Origin of the sequence: Sphingopyxis sp. TUF1, assembly GCF_036687315.1 — a bacterium.
GTDB lineage: Bacteria > Pseudomonadota > Alphaproteobacteria > Sphingomonadales > Sphingomonadaceae > Sphingopyxis > Sphingopyxis kveilinensis.
Genome location: NZ_CP144683.1, coordinates 2,021,147 through 2,037,270, shown reverse-complemented (window position 1 = coordinate 2,037,270; position 16,124 = coordinate 2,021,147). Strand labels below are relative to the sequence as shown.

At 67.3% G+C, this 16,124-nt stretch carries 12 protein-coding genes; 8 read left to right on the top strand and 4 right to left on the bottom strand.

What is annotated here, in order from left to right; translation table 11 throughout:
• Positions 1-24 precede the first annotated feature (24 nt).
• The 8 genes from VSX77_RS09645 to VSX77_RS09610 all read left to right on the top strand — a co-directional run bounded on the left by VSX77_RS09645 (position 25) and on the right by VSX77_RS09610 (position 8,237).
• Positions 25-1,002 carry an Mrp/NBP35 family ATP-binding protein gene (locus tag VSX77_RS09645; RefSeq protein ID WP_422397315.1) on the top strand — a complete coding sequence of 326 codons (978 nt, stop codon included), beginning with the start codon at positions 25-27 and terminating at the stop codon, positions 1,000-1,002.
• A complete protein-coding gene (locus VSX77_RS09640; protein WP_338424391.1) occupies positions 1,002-1,424 on the top strand; it encodes a CoA-binding protein in 423 nt (140 codons plus the stop codon). The genes VSX77_RS09645 and VSX77_RS09640 overlap by 1 nt, the downstream gene beginning before the upstream one ends.
• Positions 1,421-2,017: a hypothetical protein gene (locus tag VSX77_RS09635; protein ID WP_338424390.1), complete on the top strand. Its 597-nt coding sequence runs from the start codon at positions 1,421-1,423 to the stop codon at positions 2,015-2,017. Before VSX77_RS09640 ends, VSX77_RS09635 begins: the two co-directional genes overlap by 4 nt.
• Before the next feature lie 136 nt (positions 2,018-2,153).
• On the top strand, positions 2,154-4,442 hold the full coding sequence (locus VSX77_RS09630) for a xanthine dehydrogenase family protein molybdopterin-binding subunit (protein ID WP_338424389.1): 2,289 nt from the start codon (positions 2,154-2,156) through the stop codon (positions 4,440-4,442).
• Positions 4,439-5,434: a ferrochelatase gene (gene hemH / locus VSX77_RS09625; RefSeq protein ID WP_338424388.1), complete on the top strand. Its 996-nt coding sequence runs from the start codon at positions 4,439-4,441 to the stop codon at positions 5,432-5,434. The genes VSX77_RS09630 and hemH overlap by 4 nt, the downstream gene beginning before the upstream one ends.
• Positions 5,435-5,529: 95 nt before the next feature.
• A complete protein-coding gene (locus VSX77_RS09620; protein WP_338424387.1) occupies positions 5,530-7,056 on the top strand; it encodes a DUF1963 domain-containing protein in 1,527 nt (508 codons plus the stop codon).
• A gap of 88 nt (positions 7,057-7,144) precedes the next feature.
• Entirely contained in the window at positions 7,145-7,867 is a 723-nt protein-coding gene (gene phbB / locus VSX77_RS09615) for an acetoacetyl-CoA reductase (RefSeq protein ID WP_338424386.1), read from the top strand.
• 121 nt (positions 7,868-7,988) lie between these two features.
• Positions 7,989-8,237, top strand: coding sequence for a ribbon-helix-helix domain-containing protein (locus VSX77_RS09610; RefSeq protein ID WP_338424385.1), 249 nt, complete (start codon positions 7,989-7,991; stop codon positions 8,235-8,237).
• On the opposite strand, the gene VSX77_RS09605 is transcribed toward VSX77_RS09610, so the two are convergent.
• The 4 genes from VSX77_RS09605 to VSX77_RS09590 all read right to left on the bottom strand — a co-directional run bounded on the left by VSX77_RS09605 (position 8,222) and on the right by VSX77_RS09590 (position 16,096).
• Positions 8,222-9,079: an ATP-grasp domain-containing protein gene (locus VSX77_RS09605; protein WP_338424384.1), complete on the bottom strand. Its 858-nt coding sequence runs from the start codon at positions 9,077-9,079 to the stop codon at positions 8,222-8,224. The two genes, VSX77_RS09610 and VSX77_RS09605, sit on opposite strands and share 16 nt — an antisense overlap.
• A gap of 136 nt (positions 9,080-9,215) precedes the next feature.
• Complete coding sequence (locus tag VSX77_RS09600; RefSeq protein ID WP_338424383.1) at positions 9,216-13,919, bottom strand: NAD-glutamate dehydrogenase; 4,704 nt, start codon at positions 13,917-13,919, stop codon at positions 9,216-9,218.
• 304 nt (positions 13,920-14,223) lie between these two features.
• Positions 14,224-15,561 (bottom strand): hypothetical protein, encoded by a 1,338-nt coding sequence (locus tag VSX77_RS09595; RefSeq protein WP_422397214.1) that lies wholly within the window; start codon positions 15,559-15,561, stop codon positions 14,224-14,226.
• A 196-nt stretch (positions 15,562-15,757) separates the two neighbouring features.
• The gene (locus VSX77_RS09590) at positions 15,758-16,096 is read right to left on the bottom strand and encodes an NIPSNAP family protein (protein ID WP_338424381.1); all 339 of its coding nucleotides are present in this window, start codon (positions 16,094-16,096) and stop codon (positions 15,758-15,760) included.
• Positions 16,097-16,124 lie beyond the last annotated feature (28 nt).

Here is a 16,124-nt window from a genome sequence, read left to right as displayed (position 1 = left end):
CCGCTCCCCTATTTCGGCGCGGTCATGACCGATACCACCCCCCTCGCCGGCATCGCCGCCGATCTCAGCGGCGGCCGCACCTCGGGCCTTCGCTTCCTCGACGACACGGGCACGCTCGCGATCGTCCTCGACGTGACCGGGCTCGCTGCCGAAGATCGCAAACCCCTGGAAGACAAGCTGCGCGCGGGCCTGCTCGAACAGCCCGGCGTGCGCAAAGTGCGCGTCGCGATGACCGCGGAGAAAAAGGCGATGACGATCATCGCGGTCGGCAGTGGTAAGGGCGGCGTCGGAAAATCGACGCTCGCCGCCAATCTCGCGGTCGCGCTCCGGGGGCAGGGTGTGAAGGTGGGCCTGGTCGACGCCGACATCTATGGTCCGTCGCAGCCCCGCCTGATGGACAGCGAACATGTGAAACCCGAAGCGCGTGGATCGAAACTCGCCCCCGTGCCCAATGCCTATGGCGTACCGATGCTCTCGACCGGCCAGATCGCCCAGCCGGGTCAGGCAATCGCATGGCGCGGCCCGATGGCGGGGCGCGCGCTCGAACAGCTGGTCGATGCCAGCTGGGGCGATATCGACACGCTCGTCGTCGATCTGCCGCCCGGCACCGGCGACGTCCAGCTGACGATGATCCAGAAGCATAAACCGGCGGGCGCAGTCATCGTCTCGACCCCGCAGGACTTGGCGCTGATGGACGCGACGCGCGCGGTCAGCCTGTTTCAGCAGGCCGACGTGCCGATCATCGGGCTGGTCGAAAATATGGCGGGATACGCCTGCCCGCATTGCGGCGAGGTCAGCGACCCGTTCGGTAGCGGCGGCGCCGAGGCGGCGGCCAAGACGATGGGCCTCGATTTTCTCGGCCGCGTGCCGCTGTCGATGGGCATCCGCCTGGCGAGCGACGGCGGCGTCCCGCCCGCGGCGGGAACCGATCCCGCGGGCGAACCATTTCACGCGATAGCGGCGAAGGTCGCCGAATGGCTGGATGCACGAAAGGGCAAATGATGGCGATCAACGACGAAGGCGAGATCCGTGAGCTTCTGGGCCAGCCGCGCCGTATCGCGGTGGTCGGCGCCTCGCCCAACCCCGCGCGTCCCTCGAACGGCGTGCTCGCCTTCCTGATCGCGCAGGGTCACAATGTGATCGCGGTCAACCCCGGCCACGCGGGCAAGACGATCCACGGTGCGCCGGTCGTCGCGACGCTCGCCGATGTCGAGCCGCCCGCCGAAATCGTCGACATCTTCCGCAACAGCGAAGACGCCGGCTCCGCGGTCGACGAAGCGATCGTCCATGGCGCAAAGGCCGTGTGGATGCAGCTCGGCGTCGTCAACGAAACCGCGGCGAAGCGCGCCGACGCCGCCGGTCTGACGGTCGTCATGGACCGCTGTCCCAAGATCGAGATTCCGCGGCTCGGCCTGTTGAAATGAAGCCAATCCTGGGCGTCGCCGCCATTGGGCTGCTTGCCGGCTGCGCCTCCACTCCCGCCGCGGACAATCCGCAGGACGCCTTTTTCACCGCGCTCACCGCGCATTGCGGCAAGGCCTATGCTGGTCGACTCGCCAGCGATCAGGAGGTCGATGCCGACATGCGCGGCAAGGCGATGGTGATGCACGTCCGCCGCTGCTCCCCCGACCGCATCGAAATCCCGTTCCATATCGACGGGCTAGGTCCCGACGGCGGTTGGGACCGCTCGCGCACCTGGATCGTCACCCGCACGGCCACCGGCCTCCGCCTCAAACACGACCATCGCCACGCCGACGGCAGCAAGGACGAAGTGACGATGTACGGCGGCGACACCGCCGATCGCGGCACCGCGACGCGCCAGACCTTTCCCGTCGATGCCGAATCGATCGCGCTCTTCACCCGCACCGGGCGCAGCGTGTCGAACAGCAATATCTGGTCGATCGAAACCACCGCCGACGCTTTTACCTATGGGCTGAGCCGCGAAGGCCGCGATTTTCGCGTGACCTTCGATTACAGCCAGCCGGTCACCCCGCCGCCCGCACCCTGGGGCTGGTAGCGGCTCGTCGCCCCCGCGAAGGCGGGGGCCGCTGGAGGCGTGGCGCAACACTGATGACGGCCCCCGCCTTCGCGGGCGCGACGATTGGGGCAAAAGCCTTTGCCCTTGCCACTCGCCCCGCTTATCAGCGTCGGCGATGGCGGGCATTCGCGACACGGTTGGAAAGCGCAAATCGCGGCTGCCGCATGTCAGCCGCCGCCAGATGCTCGTCGGCGCGACCGCCGCGGGTGGGCTCGCAATCGCATGGGGCCTGTGGCCGCGCGATTACCAGCCGAACCTGACCGCCGCGCCCGGCGAACATATCTTCAACGCCTTTCTGAAAATCGGCGACGACGGGCATATCAGCGCGATCGTCCCGCAATGCGAAATGGGTCAGGGCGTCACGACCTTGCTGCCACAGATCATGGCCGACGAACTCGGCGCCGACTGGCGCACGATGGCGGTCGAAAGCGCGCCGATCAGCCCGCTCTATGCCAATACGCTGCTGGTCGACGAGGATAGCGCCGTCTTTACCCCGCGCGCCGGCATCCCCGATTTCGTGTCCGATGTGCGCAGCTGGGCGCGCCGCGAATGGGCGGTGCGCAACGCCGTGATGCTGACCGCCAATTCCTCGTCGGTGCGCATGTTCGAGGGACCGTGCCGCGCCGCCGCGGCGCAGGCGCGCGCATTGCTGATGATGGCCGCCGCCGATCGCTGGGACGCCGACTGGCAGGATTGCGACACGCAGGACGGCTTCGTCCTTCTTGGCCAAAAGCGGCTGCGCTTTGCGGAGGTTGCGGCCGCCGCCGCGACGTTCGAGCCGCCCGCCGAGCCCGTCTACCGCGCTTCGGCCGCCGATCCGCTTTATGGCAAGGAACTGACGCGGCTCGACCTTCCCGCCAAGATCGACGGGTCGGCCAATTATGCCGCCGACATCCGCCTGCCCGACATGGTATTCGCCGCCATTCGTCAAGGCCCGCTCGGCGCGACACGGCTCAAGGGCATCGACCGCAAGACGGGGATGGCCTCGCCCGGCCTGCTCCATGTCGTCACCCACGACCGCTGGGTCGCAGCGGTCGCGCGCAACTGGTGGGCGGCGAACCGCGCGCTCGACCGTTTGGCGCCGGTGTTCGAAACCGAGGGCACGCCAATATCGACCGACCGCATCGACACGGCGCTGAAGGCGGCGCTCAAGGCCGACGGCTATCGCATCCACAGCGAAGGCGACGTCGCCGATGCGATGGAGGACCGGGCAAAGGTCGCCGCCGAATATGCCGTCGCCCCCGCGCTCCACGCCCCCATCGAGACGCGCAGCGCGACCGCGGCGCCCGATGGCCGCGGGCTGCGCATTTGGGTCGCGACGCAGGCGCCGACGCAGTGCCGCAACGCCGTCGCGCGCGCGACCGGGCTGTCCGCCGCGGACGTCACCCTGTTCCCGATGATGGCGGGCGGCTCGTTCGACGCCTGCCTCGATCACAGCGTCGCGGTGCAGGCGGCTATCATCGCGCTCGAAATCAAACGCCCGGTCCAGCTCGCCTGGTCGCGCGCCGAAGAGATCATGCGCCTGCCCCCGCGCGCACCCGCGCGCGCCAGGCTGACCGCGACGCTCAACGCCGCGGGCGGGGTCGACGCGCTGGTGACGCGAATCGCGGTCCCCGCGACCAACCATGAAGTACGCGCACGGCTGTTCGACAACCTCCCCGCCGACGTCGCGCAGCGCGCCGCCGCGGGCCGCGCCGATGCCGCCGCGGTCGAGGGCGCGGCGACGCGCTACGCCATCCCGCACCGGGCGGTCGACCATTGCCCCGCCGAAATCGGTCTGCCGACGGGACGCTGGCGCGGCAACGCCGACAGCTACACCGCCTTTTTCACCGAATGTTTCGTCGACGAACTGGCGGTGCGCGCAGGGTCGGACCCGCTGTCCTATCGCATGGCGATGCTCGGCGATGCGCCGCTGCTCGCGCGCTGCCTGCTCACCGCGACCAGCCTCGGCGGCTGGGAAGGCGGCTTGTCGGGCAGCGCGCAAGGCCTCGCGTGCCACTCGATGCGCGGCAGCCACATCGCGCTGATGGCGACCGCGCGGCAGAGCGACCGCGGATTGCAAGTCGAACAGCTGGTCGCGGTCGTCGATGCCGGGCGACTCGTCAATCCGGCGATCGCGCGGCAGCAGATCGAGGGTGGGTTGATCTTCGGCCTCGCCGCCGCGGTCGGCGCGACCACCGATTATAAAGGCGGCCTCGCAACCGCGCGCAAGCTCGGCCAGCTTGGCCTCCCGCGCCTCTCGCAGACGCCCGAAATCCTCGTCGAATTTGTCGACAGCGACCGCGAACCCGGCGGGATCGGCGAAATTGCCGTGCCCGTCGTCGCGCCGGCGATCGCCAATGCGATGTTCGCCGCGACCGGCCGCCGTATCCGCCGCATCCCGCTGTCGGCGCAACCTTTATGACCCTGCCCCCCGATCATCCGCCCGTCGTCGCGCCGCGCGTCGGCGTCCTGCTCGTCAACCTCGGCACCCCCGACGCGCCCGATCCGCCGTCGGTGCGCCGCTATCTGGGGCAATTCCTGTCCGACCGGCGCGTCGTCGAAATTCCGCCAATCCTGTGGCAGCCCATCCTGCGCGGCATCATCCTGACGACGCGGCCGAAAAAATCGGCGCATGCCTATGCCCAGGTATGGACCGAGGAGGGCTCGCCGCTCGCCGCGATCACCCGCGCGCAGACGGCGGCGCTGCAAGCCGCGCTCGGCGACGGCATCGACGTCGCTTATGCAATGCGTTACGGCGAACCCGCGATCGGCCGCGCGATCGACGCGCTGACCGCGGCGGGATGCCGCCGCATCCTCCTTGCCCCGCTCTATCCGCAATATTGCGCCGCGACGACCGCGACCGTCGTCGATGCCGCCGCCGACCATCTGAAGACGCTGCGCTGGCAGCCAGCGCTGCGGTTCCTGCCGCCCTATCATGACGACCCCGCCTATTTGGGCGCGCTCAAAACCTCGGTCGCGGCGGGGCTCGCCGCGCTCGATTTCGCCCCCGACGTGCTGCTCGCCAGCTTTCACGGAATGCCCGAGCGCACGCTGCACCTCGGCGATCCCTATCATTGCCAGTGCCGAAAGACTGCGCGCCTGCTGTCCGAAGCCCTCGGCCGGCCGGTCGAGGTCGCCTTCCAGTCGCGCTTCGGCCGCGCCAAATGGCTCGAACCCGCGACCGATATCCAGCTCGAAGCCTTTGCGAAGGCGAGGAAAAGCGTCGCCATCTTCGCCCCCGGCTTTTCCGCCGATTGCCTCGAAACGCTCGAAGAGCTGGCGATCCGCGGCAGGGAACAATTCGAAGCGGCGGGGGGCAAGCAATTCGCCTACCTCCCCTGCCTCAACGCCGACGCGCCCGGCATGACGATGCTGGAGGCGCTCGTGCGCCGTGAGCTTGCGGGCTGGATCTGACGTTCGGCCGCTTACCAACTATTTAGGTCCCGACGCTATACTGCGCCATCGTTGTGCCGTTCCGGCGCGGCGGCGCGGACTTGTGGAGTGATGTGATGAACGAGGTCGAACTGGCCGCCTTGATGCTGGCAGCTATGTTCCTGCTGGGTGTCGTGGTCGCCGTTGCGATCTGGCGCGCGCGCCGCTCTGCCATATCGTCGCCGAGCGTGCCGCGCGCCGCGCGGACGCCGCGCGAAAGCCGGATGCCCAAATTGCCGCGCAAGGCTCCAGCGATCGCCGATGTCGAAATCGCTCCGTCGCGGCTTGCGCGGGTCAGTGGAAAGGCGCCGCTCGAACCGCCGCGCGACCTGATGCCCGACGATTCGTTCGAACCCGATCTTCCGGTCGACGTCATGCCCGAACCCGCCGCCATCGAAGCGGCCCTGGAAACGATGGCGACAGAGGTCGAAACAGCCGCCGCGAAGGACATCGATGAGCAGGCCGCAGCGCTCACGCTGCATCTCGTTCCGCAGATCCCGCCGCGCGACGCCATTTCGACGCACAGCTGGCTCGGCGGACGCCCGCGCCTGGCGACGGGCGCCGCATGGCCACAGATCGACGACCTGCCCGCCGATTTCCTCGCCCAGATCGGCTGCGCCGACCTGCCGCGCGACCTGTGGGGCGGATTGGGGCCGCGCCACGGCGCGCTCGCCTTCTTCATCCATCGCCACCGGCCCGAGGTGCGCGTGCTCCATGTCGGCGAACCCGGGGCACCGCTCGCGCCGCCCTATGCGCTCAACCTTGGCGAGGGGTGGTTCGGCCCTTACGGCGATCTGGCCGACGGCGACCTTGCGTCCTTTGCCGTGCGTGCCTTTCCGCAATGGCCCGTCGATCTGGTCGACGCGAATGCCGCCGACGCCAGCTCCGGCTTGCGCGATGCCGGAGATGCCGACGATCTCGATGCGCTCGGCTACGACATAGCCGATCCGGCCTTCCATCCCTTCGACTGGGGCAGTCTGACCGCGATGGCGGCAATCCTCGAATCGCGGCTGGGTCAGCTCGTCACCGATCCCCCCGCCGATGACGATCCGGCATCGGCAGCGCTGATCGAACGCTGCGCGGCGATCAATCAGGAGGCGCGCGAACGCGCCGACGAAATCATCGGCATCATCCACGAGAGCGCGGTGCGGGGCGCCTTCTCGGCCGGAGATGCGACCGCGGTGATGGCGGCGCTTCACGCGATCCGCTGGGCGGCGCTCATTCCCAGGACGAACCCCGATGGCGCACAGACCTTCGAGCTTTCGACGTTATCGCTGACAGAGCACCGCGCCGACGCCGACCTCTGGGTGCGCGACTACCGGACGATGCTCTTTGACCGCGCGAAACATGCCTGGTGCGCCGATCCCGCCAATCTGTCAGCACCCGCCCGCGCATATTTCGAGCCGTTCTGGCAGGGCCTCGCCGCGCGTGAGATGGCAAGTGTGGGCGGCGAGCGCGACGGCGAACTCATCCTCCTCGCGTTGCCGTCGAGCGGGTTGATGAGTCGCCGTTTCGGCGACGGGCAGACGCTGCTTGTCACGATGGCCAGGGCCGACCTCGCGATCGGCGACTTCGCAAAAGCGCGGGCACAGCTAGTTCGCTGAATAGCTTTGCGATTGACGTTCCGGTCAACTTGCAGCGCGCCGCGCCGCGGCCTAATCATCGATTCCGATCTGTGGGAGAGATGAATCGATGGCACGCGTAGCAATCGTCACCGGCGGCAGCCGCGGGATCGGCGAAGCGATTTCGCTGAAGCTTCAGGAACAGGGCGTCACCGTCGTCGCCAACTATGCCGGCAATGACGAAAAGGCGCGCGCCTTTACCGAACGCACCGGGATCAAAACCTATAAATGGGACGTGGGCGACCATCAGGCGTGCCTCGACGGCTGCGCGCAGGTCGCGGCCGAGGTCGGCCCGATCGACATCGTCGTCAACAACGCCGGCATCACCCGCGACGGCACCCTCGCGCGGATGAGCTATGACGATTGGGACGATGTGATGCGCATCAATCTCGGCGGCTGTTTCAACATGGCGAAGGCTTGCTTTCCCGGCATGGTCGAGCGCGGCTGGGGCCGCATCGTCAACATTGGTTCGATCAATGGGCAGGCGGGCCAGTACGGCCAGGTCAATTATGCCGCCGCCAAATCGGGTATCCACGGCTTCACCAAGGCGCTGGCGCAGGAAGGCGCGAAAAAGGGCGTGACCGTCAACGCGATCGCGCCGGGCTATATCGATACCGACATGGTCGCCGCGGTGCCGCCGCAGGTGCTCGAAAAGATCGTCGCGAAGATTCCCGTTGGCCGCTTGGGGCAAGCCGACGAAATCGCGCGTGGCGTCGCGTTTCTGTGCAGCGAGGATGCGGGGTTTGTGACCGGGTCGACGATGAGCATCAACGGCGGCCAACACATGTATTGAGCCGGGTGTAACGGCTCTCGCTTTCTCCGTTCGCATCGAGCGAAGTCGAGATGCCCCTGAGGCTTGGCGCGATCTAGCGGCGTGTCTCGACTTCGCTCGACACGAACGGCTAAGTAGCGACATGGCGGACCAACCTCTCCACCCCCCGGTCAAACGCTCGGTCACCATCGCCGGCCACCCGACCTCGATCAGCCTCGAACCCGTGTTCTGGGCTGCGCTCGAAACCGAGGCCGTGCAGATGAGGCTCCCCGTCAACGCCCTCGTCGCGCAGATCGATGTCGAGCGCATGGACGCCGACGATCCGCCGAACCTCACCTCGGCGATCCGGCAATGGCTGTGGCATCGCCGCAGCGATCAGACCGCAGCGTAAACCGCCTGCGCAAACGCGGCCCCCTTGTCGGGCGCGTGATGCAGAAACAGCGACGGCTCGATCAGTTCTAGCTCCATCACATGCAGGCGCCCCGCCGCGTCGCCGACCATATCGACGCGCGCATACACCGGGGGGACCGGCGCCGCCGCAAGCGCCATTGCCGCCAGCGTGCGCGCCGCATCGCTCGCCTCCCACGCCGTTTCGCGCCCGCCGAACTGTTCCTGCACGCGAAAGTCGCCCGCCGCGGGACGCTTCACGATCGCGTGGCTGAAGCGTCCGCCAAAGAAGAACAGCGAAAATTCACCCTCGGTCAGGATCCCGGGCATCAAGGGTTGGACGAGGCGGCGCTGCCCCATCGCGTCGTCGGGAATCGACCCATCCGCCGCGATGCGGTGCGTGCCATCAGCACCGCCCGAAATCGCAGGCTTGATCACGACCTCCTCGACGCCAAGCGCCTTGCGCGCATCGGCCAGCGCCGCGGCATCGAGCGCCGCCACGTCGACCGTCGGCACCACCGCAACGCCCTTTTCTGCCATATCGGTGAGATAGGCCTTGTCGCTGTTCCAGCGCAGCACCCGCAGCGGATTGGCGACGCGCAACGCTTCGGCCTCGATCCGGTCGAGCAGATCGTACCAGCGCGCAACGTCGCGCTGATAACCCCAGGCAAAGAGCGGCAGGATCAGCTCATGCGCCGCAAGGTCGCCCGGATCGGTCCAGACGCGCGGCTCGACGAGCAGCCCCGCCGCGGTCAGCGCCGCCGCCTTGCGCGCAAAGGCGGGCTGCCAATTCTCCTCATAGTCGGGCGCCGGAACAAGGATCGCGACGCGGGGCTGATAGGGCATGGACAAGGGTCGCCTTCTAAAAACGTCATTGCGAGGAGCCCCGGACTTGATCCGGGGCGACGCGGCAATCTCCAGCTATCGGTCGTGAAAGGCCGTCAGCTGGAGATTGCTTCGCGTCGCTCGCAATGACGAAAACCTAACGCGCCAGCAATCCGCGCGCCTGCCCCGCAATATGCGACAGCATCGCGCCATTGGGGTTCGGGATCATCCGCGCGCGGTCGACCGTCGAACGGAACTGTTCGACGCGCGGACCATGATCGGCAAGCCATTTGGTCACCGCCGCATCCAGATCGCCCTTGGGCAGCCCTGCGAGGAACCCCAGCCGCATCTGCTGGAAATCACGCGCCAGGCTGTTGACGAGCAGCCGCTCCCACGGATCGGCGGGACTCATATGCGCCGCCAGCGTCTGCGCCCAGTCGAGTCCCAACGCCTCGCCCAAATGGGTGAAAGCGTGCGTCACCGCGACTTCGTCGTCGCCGCGACGTTCGGCCAGGTCGACAATGCCGATCGCGCCGTCGGTCTTGAACAGCCGCACGACCGCCGACGTCAATGCCTCGGGCGCGCCGGCGTCGAGCAGCTGTTGCGTCAGCATCTCCCACTGGCGCCGCACCGACGGGCTGAGCAAGCCGTCGACGCTTTCATTGAGGCGGTCGACCCCGGGTTCGAGCCGCGCCACGACCGGGCCCGGCTGCGACAGCGATTGCGTCACGCGCAGCAGGTCGGCCATTTGCGACGTCATCGCCGACGCGGCCTGCGCGAACAGCGACAAGCGGATCGCTTCGTCGACCTTCGCCGCATCAAGCTCTGCCCAGATCGTCGGCATTCCCAACAGCCGCTCGACCGCGACGAACGCCGCCGCGACGTCGCCGAGCGCGCAGCCTTCCTCTTCGACCAGCTCGAACGGATGGACGATGCCCATCCGGTTGATCATGCGGTTCGCCACCTTCGTCGCGATGATTTCGCGGCGCAGCTGGTGATCGGCGATCGCGGCGGCAAAATCCCGCTGCATCTCGGCCGGGAAGGCCGCGGCAAGGTCACTCGCCAATGCCGGGTCGTTCGGCAGATCGCTGTTTTCGATCGCATCCTGCAACGCCAGTTTCGCGGTCGACAGCAGCACTGCCAGTTCGGGGCGCGTCAGCCCGCGCCCTTCGGCGGCGCGGCGCAGCAGTTCGTCGTTCGCGGCGAGCCCCTCGACCTTGCGGTCGAGCCGGCCCGACGCCTCGAACGTCTCCATGATCCGCACCAGCGACGGAACCGCCGCCGATCCGCCCTTCTCGGCGATCGACAGCGCCAGCGCCTGAAGCCGGTTGTCCTCGAGCACCAGCGCCGCCACATCGTCGGTCATCCGCAGCAACAGCGCGTCGCGATCGTCCTGCGACAACCGCCCTTCGGTCATCTCGCGATTGAGGGCGATCTTGATATTGACCTCATTGTCCGAACAATCGACGCCGGCCGAATTGTCGATGAAGTCGGTGTTGATCCTTCCGCCCTTCGCCGCAAAGGCGATGCGCGCCGCCTGCGTGACGCCCAGGTTCGCGCCTTCGCCGACCGCCCGCACGCGCAGATCCTCGGCATCGACGCGCAGCGCGTCGTTCGCGGGGTCGCCGACCTCGGCATTATTCTGGCTCGCGGCCTTCACATAGGTCCCGATGCCGCCGAACCAGAGCAAGTCGACAGGCGCCTTCAGGATCGCCGAAATCAGCGAGCCGGGGTCGATTTCGCTCACCGACAGGCCGAGCAGCGCCTGTACTTCGGGCGAAAGGGGAATACTCTTCTGGCTGCGCGGAAAAACGCCGCCGCCCTTAGAGATCAGCTTCTTGTCATAATCGTCCCAGCTCGACCGCGGCAGATCGAACATTCGCGCGCGTTCCTTCCAGCTTTTCGCCGGATCGGGATCGGGGTCGAGGAAAATGTGGCGGTGGTCGAAGGCGGCGCAAAGCTTGATCGCCTTCGACAGCAGCATCCCGTTGCCGAACACGTCGCCCGACATGTCGCCGCAGCCGACGACGCGGATCGTGTCGCTCTGCACATCGACGCCCATTTCGGCAAAGTGGCGCTGCACCGAAATCCACGCGCCCTTGGCAGTGATGCCCATCGCCTTGTGGTCATAGCCCTTCGACCCGCCGCTCGCGAAGGCATCGCCGAGCCAGAAGCCGCGTTCCATCGCCAGGCCGTTAGCCACGTCGGAGAAGGTCGCGGTGCCCTTGTCGGCGGCGACGACAAAGTAAGGATCGTCGCCGTCGCGGATTACCACCCCCTTGGGATGCACCACCTTGCCCGCGACCAGATTGTCGGTGATCGACAGCAGCGAGCGGATGAAGATGCGATAGCATTCGGTGCCCTCGGCGAACCAGGCGTCGCGGTCGAGCGACACGTCGGGAAGCGCCTTGGGATAGAAGCCGCCCTTCGCGCCGGTCGGCACGATGACCGCGTTCTTCACGCGCTGCGCCTTCATCAGCCCGAGGATCTCGGTGCGGAAGTCGTCGCGGCGGTCGGACCAGCGGAGGCCGCCGCGTGCAACGGGACCTGCGCGCAGGTGTACGCCTTCGACGCGCGGCGAATAGACCCAGACCTCGCGCCACGGCAGCGGCTTGGGCAGGCCGGGAACAAGGCTCGAATCGATCTTGAACGCCAACGCTTCCTCGGCGGCGGGCGCAAAGGCGTTGGTGCGCAGCGTCGCGCCGATCACCGCATGGAACAGGCGCAGAATCCGATCCTCGTCGATCGACTTGATGCCCGCAAAACCCGCCTGGATCTCGGCATCGAGCGCCTCGGCGCGCGCGGCGTCGCGCGACTTGGGATCGTGGAGCGCGCGGAACCGCTCGATCAGCGCGGCCGTAACCGCGGGGGCGTGGCGCAGCGCGCTGACCACCGTGTCCATGCCATAAGCCGAGCCGCCCTGCCGAAGGTACCGGAACCAGGCGCGCAGCCAGACGATCGCCCCCGGATCGGTCTGATTGGTCAGCACCAACTGATTGAACGCATCATTTTCGGCGCGGCCGTCGAGCACTGCCGCGATCGCGCCCTCGATCGTCGCGGCATAGGGAAGAAGCGCCAGTTCGTCGACATTGGCGGGCAGGCGCAGCGTGAAGTCGTGGATGACGATCGGAGTATCGTCATCGCTGTCGCCGCCGGGGCCGCGCGTCGGGCCGAGCGCGGTCGGAATTTCTTCGAGCACCTTGAATCCGAAATGTTCGAGCGCGGGCACGACGTCGGACAGCGCAAGCGGCCCGACCGCGCTATAGACCTTGAGCCGCAGCCGGTCGTCGCCGTCGAGGCTTTTCTTCGCCAGCCGGACGCTGCGCGGGTTCGCCGCGTCCAGATCGCGCAGCCGCAATATGTCGCGCGCCGCCTCTTCGGGATTGTAAAGATTGCGGTAATTGGGCGGAAACGCCGGCGCAAAGCGCGCCGCGAGCGCCGCCGCGCGGCCCGGATCGCCGCGCTTCGCCAGCGCCGCCTCGACCTCGGGCTGCCATCCGCGGACCATCTGTTCGAGCTGCGCGTTGAGCGCCTCGGTATCGGGCACCACGCCGCCGCTGCGCAGATCGAGCGTATAGCGCAGCAGCGCCGCTCCGCCATCCTCAAGCACCATCGTCCAGCCGATCACGCCCGCCTTCGCCTCGCGCACCAGCATCGCCTCGACCGCGATGCGGCGCCCGGTCGACACCTCGTCGCGCGGCAGCCAGACAAAGGCGAACAGGTGGCGGCCGAGCGCACTGCGCACCATCACCAGCTTCGGCCGCGGCCGGTCGGTGATCGACATCGACGTGAGCACCAGCTCCTCGAGCGAAGCAGCGTCGAACGCGATGAGCAGGTCGTGCGGCAGCGCGGTCAGGGCGTGCGCCAGCGCCTTGCCCGCATGGCCCGCGGGATCGAACCCGAATTTGGTCATCAGCGCGTCGAGCTGCGCGCGCAGGACGGGCACCTTGGCGGGCGGCGTCGACAGCGCCTGGCTCGTCCACAGCCCCGCGTGGATCGAAAGCCGCTCGACCTTCTTGCCCCTCAGCTCGGGCACGACGACCAGGTCTAGCAGCACACGGCGATGCACCGCCGACAGACGGTTCGACTTGATGAGCAACGGCGCGTGCCCGCCCGCATCGAACCAGGCAAAGGCTGCATCGAGCGCCGCGGGCGACAACAGCTGGCTTTCGCCGCTTTCGCTGATCCCCAGCGGATCGTGAACCTTGCCGTCGCGCGTGCGCCATTCATGGCCGAGCTGGGTCATCGACCCGCCCTCGAACCAGCGCAGCAGTTCGGCGCCCTCGCCCTCGACGCGCATCGCCGCGTCGGCGAGCATCGCCGCGCGCATCGCGCGCCAGTCGCGCACCGCCGCGCGCACGTCGCGCAGCGCCGCCTCGATCGCGTCGAGCAACCGGCGTCGCGCGCGTGCATCGCCGCGTTCGAGTTCGATATAGATAACCGACTCGCGCGTGTCCCCGGTCCCGGCTTCCTGCAAATGCCCCTTGGCGTCGCGCTTCACCGCGATGACGGGATGGAGGATGCGGTGAACGACCAGCCCCTGCGCCACCACCACCTGCGACGTCGAATCGACGAGAAAGGGCATGTCGTCGTTGATGATGACCAGCCGCATCCGGCGGTCGGGCCCCTCGCCCGCGATCGGTTCAAGCAGCAGCGACGGCGTTTCGGCGGCGCGCTCGAGCGCCGCGCGCGCGGCGAACTGGCTTGCCTCGACAAGCGCGGCCCGGTCCATGTCGTCGCCCTCGCCGGGGAGCGCGCTGCCTTCCAGCGCTTCCAGATAGGCGGCGGCAATTTTTGCAGGGATTTTGACGGGGGTGGTCGGCGTGTCCGTTTCCGGCGTGTCGGACAGAATCTTGGGCATAAGGTGCAGCATCCCGAACAAAAAGGGATCCCAGCCGACGATCGGCGGGGGTCCGTTCGCTGCCGCCCCCTATGCGCCTCTGGCGCGCGCGGCTCAAGGGCTCGTTCGTGCGTCGCGCAAAAATATTTCAATTTTGGGATTGTCTGTTACGCAGCGCAATCGCTCCTCCCTGTGGCGAAGCCATGGGGAGGTGGCAGCGCGAAGCGCTGACGGAGGGGCTTTTGCGCCGACGTCGCGGCCCCTCCACCACCGCCTGCGGCGGCGGTCCCCCTCCCCATGCCTGCGGCACAGGGAGGATCATAATCTACGACGTAATCGCGATTGCCTTCTTGGCGATCTTTGCGACCAACGCGGGATCGTCGGCCGCCTTGGCGACAATGCCGACATGGCCGCCCGGCATGGCGCGCGCGATTAACAGCACGAATTCAGCGTCGCCCGCGTCATGTTCCAGGATCAGCGCCGGCTGCGCCTTGCGCAGAACGGTCAGTCCGGTTTCGGACGATTCCTCGGTCGCGGTCGGCTTGCGCCGTTTGCGGGCATCCTTGACCAGCCCCTTCAGCCCTCCCGGATAATTGTCGAGATAGGCCGCAAGTGCGCCGCGCGCGATGCCCACTTCCTTCGCATGGCTCAGCGCGCAGGCATATTCGGCGAGCCGCGTCTTGTCATAGGCCGCGCCGAAAACCAGCTTGACCACCGGCGTCATCGGCGCGCGGTCCTGCGCCTTCAGCCCGGCGTCGTCGAGCAGCGCGGCAAAGGCGTCGGGCTGTTCCTCGGCGGCAAGCGCGAAGTCCCACGCCTTGCCGACCGCCTGATACAGCGCGCTGCGGCTGCGGCTGTCGGCGGCGATCGCGCGCTCGGCGGTTTCGCGCGCCAGCGCAAGCCAGTCGGCCAGTTCGGCATCGGCGCCCGGATCGGCAGACATTTCTGCGTCGTCGTCCTCACCGTCGGCGTCGCCGATCCGGTCGGTAACGTCTCCCAGTGCGGCAAATCCCGGCGCGGCATCGACGCGATATTCGTCGTCGAGGTGCAGCGAGTCGGGCCCGTCGGCCCACACCGGCACCGGCGCGGTCAGCGGTGCGGCACTGCGCAGCGCCTGCTCGACCGACAGCAGCAATTCCGCTTCCTGTTCGGCGGGAACCGCTTCCTTCCAGTTTATTACGCCCATGATGAAATCGATCGTGTCGTCGTCGGACGAAAAGGGCAGCAATATGCCGCGATACATGATCGTCACGCCGCGATCATTCTCGAACTCGGCCTCGAAACCGATCGGCGCGCGATTGGCGATGATTTGCAGATAATGGTCGGTCAGCCGCGACAGCAGCGAGCGGCCCGGGATCTGGCTGATATAATGGACATCCTCGGCGATCTGCGATTCGTCACGTAGCCGTTCGCCAAGGAAGGCGATGCCGGGGTTATCGAGCCCCTGCGTGAAATCGAGCAGAACCGCGTTGGGACCGAAATCGGCGCCTTCAAGGTCGAGATCCTCGACCGAGGGATAAGCGCGGTCGGCGAGCAGCGACGCCCAATGATTATACGCGCGCACCTGCATCCGCCGTTCGTCGACGCCGACGGCCGCGGGCGCATCGATCGCCTCGTCGTCCTGGCCGTGACTGCCCGAAAGCAGTCCGCGCATGGTGTCCATCATTTATCCCCAGCCACAATATCGGTAAATCTTGTGCACCGGGACTGGTAAAAGCCGCGTAAACGATGGTGTGGTTGGGTTCCGTCACCCGGCCCTCCCTACATCGTCATCCCGGCGAAGGCCGGGATGACGGTTCATAAAGGTGAGCAGCCTTACGCGACCGGCCGCCCGCCAGAGCGCAGACTGCCGGGACTTTCTATTCGAGGCCCTCGGGAATGCCCGTCACGTCGGCAGGCAGCAGCGGCCGCATGAACATCCGCTCGTACCGGATGACACAGCCGCTTGCGTCGCGGATGCGATCCGCCTTGATGAATTCGGCGTCGACGCCGAACAGCTGGCGATAGCGTTCATAGGCGGCCAGGCTCTCAAAACTGAACAGCGCGAACGCCCGGTCGCTGGCGCCTTCGGATGGCAGGAAATATCCGTGATGCTGCCCGCCATGCTTGTTGACGAGATATATCCACGCGCGGGCGAATTTTTCGAACGCAGCGATCTGGTCGGGATTGATGCGGTAATCGACGACGCACGTAATCATCTTTTCCTCCAAAGGCACAGCAGGCTTC

Coding starts and splice junctions, on each gene's coding strand:
- VSX77_RS09610 (WP_338424385.1), top strand. CDS start 7,989: ATGGCGGACCAACCTCTCCACCCCCCGGTCAAACGCTCGGTCACCATC.
- VSX77_RS09600 (WP_338424383.1), bottom strand. CDS start 13,919: ATGCCCAAGATTCTGTCCGACACGCCGGAAACGGACACGCCGACCACC.
- VSX77_RS09630 (WP_338424389.1), top strand. CDS start 2,154: ATGGCGGGCATTCGCGACACGGTTGGAAAGCGCAAATCGCGGCTGCCG.
- phbB (WP_338424386.1), top strand. CDS start 7,145: ATGGCACGCGTAGCAATCGTCACCGGCGGCAGCCGCGGGATCGGCGAA.
- VSX77_RS09595 (WP_422397214.1), bottom strand. CDS start 15,561: ATGGACACCATGCGCGGACTGCTTTCGGGCAGTCACGGCCAGGACGAC.
- VSX77_RS09640 (WP_338424391.1), top strand. CDS start 1,002: ATGGCGATCAACGACGAAGGCGAGATCCGTGAGCTTCTGGGCCAGCCG.
- VSX77_RS09635 (WP_338424390.1), top strand. CDS start 1,421: ATGAAGCCAATCCTGGGCGTCGCCGCCATTGGGCTGCTTGCCGGCTGC.
- VSX77_RS09590 (WP_338424381.1), bottom strand. CDS start 16,096: ATGATTACGTGCGTCGTCGATTACCGCATCAATCCCGACCAGATCGCT.
- VSX77_RS09645 (WP_422397315.1), top strand. CDS start 25: ATGACCGATACCACCCCCCTCGCCGGCATCGCCGCCGATCTCAGCGGC.
- VSX77_RS09620 (WP_338424387.1), top strand. CDS start 5,530: ATGAACGAGGTCGAACTGGCCGCCTTGATGCTGGCAGCTATGTTCCTG.
- hemH (WP_338424388.1), top strand. CDS start 4,439: ATGACCCTGCCCCCCGATCATCCGCCCGTCGTCGCGCCGCGCGTCGGC.
- VSX77_RS09605 (WP_338424384.1), bottom strand. CDS start 9,079: ATGCCCTATCAGCCCCGCGTCGCGATCCTTGTTCCGGCGCCCGACTAT.